At 33.1% G+C, this 2,893-nt stretch carries 2 protein-coding genes and 1 pseudogene; 1 reads left to right on the top strand and 2 read right to left on the bottom strand.

Annotated features, from left to right (window positions below):
* Nucleotides 1–200 precede the first annotated feature (200 nt).
* Nucleotides 201–1,457 (top strand): S41 family peptidase, encoded by a 1,257-nt coding sequence (locus EZV73_RS28115; protein WP_240843912.1) that lies wholly within the window; start codon nt 201–203, stop codon nt 1,455–1,457.
* 330 nt (nt 1,458–1,787) lie between these two features.
* Here the strand turns inward: EZV73_RS28115 and EZV73_RS28110 are convergent, their stop codons facing one another.
* Nucleotides 1,788–2,423 (bottom strand): lipoprotein, encoded by a 636-nt coding sequence (locus EZV73_RS28110; protein WP_240843911.1) that lies wholly within the window; start codon nt 2,421–2,423, stop codon nt 1,788–1,790.
* Between the two features lie 275 nt (nt 2,424–2,698).
* Nucleotides 2,699–2,893: pseudogene (locus EZV73_RS28105) on the bottom strand (hypothetical protein); the annotation flags it as partial.

The raw sequence follows: 2,893 nt of genomic DNA, 5'->3' as shown, positions 1-2,893 counted from the left end.
TGGTACATTGTTTGGTGGTAACATGTCCTTTATAATTTTTTCCTTTAATTCTGGACTGTATCTTGGCATCGAGTATCTCCTTTTACTTATGTCTATTAACTAGCATATAGTAAAACCATCCTCCCGACAACTATCCTAACATATAGGGGTCGCAAGTTGATGAAGTTATTATTGAAAGACAAGAAACGCCAGCAAATAAATTGTTTCCTGTAAATGATCTTCTAGAAGATTTTGATCAGGCATCCAACCTGTTAGATACATATCATCCCAAAACATTTGCAGACCAAGATAATATCAACAGTTTAGTTACATCTCAAAGGGGATTAATTTCTAAAGAAATGACCCAAAACGAGTTTTTAAGGATCTTAGCCCCTGTAGTAACAGCTTACAACAGTGGACATACAGAGGTAGTTTCTTCTCAAGTGTTGTACTCATATAATTATCAGAATGCATTGTTTTTCCCCTTAACTACTAGAGTCATTGATAGAGAGTTGTATATTGTTGAAGATCCTGTAAATGTGGGAATAGTTTTAGGTTCAAAAATAACAGCAATCAACGACAAAAAAATAAGTGATATATTTGTGGAATTCGAACAGTATTTGAGCACGGATGGCTTGAATAAAACCTTTATTGAATATAAGTTGAATAAGTATTTTAGATTCCTTTATTATGAATGGATGGATCAATCTGAATCATTCACTATTGAGTATATTGAGTACGAAACTGGTGAGTTGAAAGATGTTACAGTAGATGCAGTTCTTATGGAGGACTTACCTGGATTCCCGGATTGGAATAGGTGGCATGCGACATACAATGATTCATATGCAATTATGGAGTTGAACTCATTTTATGCAAGTCGTACTGGCCACGCGGGAAACGCAGGAGCTACAGAGTCTGATTTTTACGATTTTTATGAATCTTTTTTTAAAGAAGTAGAAGGTAGAAACATTGAGCATGTAATTATAGATCTTAGAGATAATGGCGGCGGTTCACTGTCTACTACTACAAAGTTACTTTCTTATATTCAATCGATCGAGCAATCATTCTATCATCCTGAATGTATGACATGTGATAATGAGTATAAGAATTTAATAGCAAATAGCACCTATCATTTTGATGGTGAACTTTATACACTTGTTGGTGGCGGTTCTTATTCACAAACAAGCTTGCTTACATCCTTGATAAGAGATCAAAATATTGGTGTGCTTATTGGTGACGAAACTCCTGGTTCATATATATTAAATGATGAAAAGCAGACATATAGACTAACTCATACTGACGCCTTATTAGATGTTACCAAAAGTGTTAGTTTAACAAATGTAGATGATGTAAAATTTGTTCATGGCGAGGGCATTCAACCTGATTATAAAGTTCATATGACAATAGATGATTACTTAAATGGTGTGGATACTGTTTTGGAGTTTACTATTGATATGATACTCAGAGGTAACGAATAGAAGCTAAATAATTAAGTGTATGTTGAACAGATAAATACAAAGGAGTTGTCCTAATCAGTAATTTGGACAACTCCTTTCTTTATCCAGATTAAAGCATGAACTATGGATAACTAGTGAAAAAGGCTGTTTTTTCGTTTAAGAAAAAGAACTCAGGAGAAATTCCTCAAATATAAAACAAAATATTCGAAAGCAAAGCTCCATTGAGGTAATTAATGAAAATACAGAATTGGTGCACTTGAGTTGACAAATCATCGTATAAAAATAGACTCTCCCAGATGGGACAGTCCCTGTTGTGTTGAATAATCTTATTATAAATCCTATAAAAAAGTGTTAATCAGTCTCTGTAAAGATTGCTTCTACAATCATATCGTTAGATACATCTGAAAAGTCAACACTCCAACTATCAAACTCATAACCAGTTACATCAGGAATCTTAGGTGCAACGGCAGAACTACCAACTTCTATATATTGTTCTTCTAAAAGAATCTCATTTAAACCTAGAAATTCAACTTTAACAACAAAATCTAATTCTCCTAAATTCGCCTCACTTCCTGAGTTAAATGACATAATTAAATTGTCATCACTGTCATAATGATAACCTTCTATAGAAGAAACGCCACCCAATAAAGTGAGTAAGTTAACCAAAGTGTTCCACTTATCTTCTCCATCATATCTCCATTTTAAGTGATCGTTTGTTATCGTAAACTTTACTTGTCTTTCCAAATCTGTAGGTGGCGAAACGCAATCTACCCATTCCTCATATGTTCCATCATAAGGACTATTCGAAATAACTAACTCATGTAGCACTTTTATTTTCTTCTCTAGTTCATTCAAATCATTACCATCCAAATATGTAGTTTGGTCTGGATCAGAATCTGCAGAATCAGGAGTTATCTCATCTACTCCGCACGCTGCTAATGAAAAAACTAAAGTAAACACAAGTAATAAAGATAAAAATTTTTTCATATCTTACCATCTCCTTCTATTGATTTGAAAGCAATAACAACTAATTAAATTATACATTGTCGATTCTTTTATAACAATAGATTGTTTACTGTAAACTAGAAGTACTGGGAATTGCAATGAAAACTCCCGATAAATGCAAAATAAACCACCCAATGTTTAAAATTAGTGTTTACAGTAATTGTTGTTTTCAATCTATTATCAAAATAGTATCACAACAATTATAACAAGAAAGGCGTCTTTGACGCTTCTATTCTACCCGAAGATACAATAGCATATTAAACTACACGTAGTCTAAAAGGATTATCTCGAAACCCCTTATCCCTCATCGATATAATCAACCTGGGAATATTTTTTTCACCTAAATATTTTCTTAGGATATTCAAACTACCATTGATATCTGAGTTTATTATCCCTTTTGTTGTTGTAAAGATTCCTCTAAAGACACGTCTTGATTTATCAGCTGCTTCTTT

This window comes from Acidaminobacter sp. JC074 (assembly GCF_022496765.1).
Classification (GTDB): domain Bacteria; phylum Bacillota; class Clostridia; order Peptostreptococcales; family Acidaminobacteraceae; genus JABXKX01.
The sequence above is the reverse complement of the archived record's forward strand: the minus strand, read 5'-3'. Positions and strand labels throughout refer to the sequence as shown.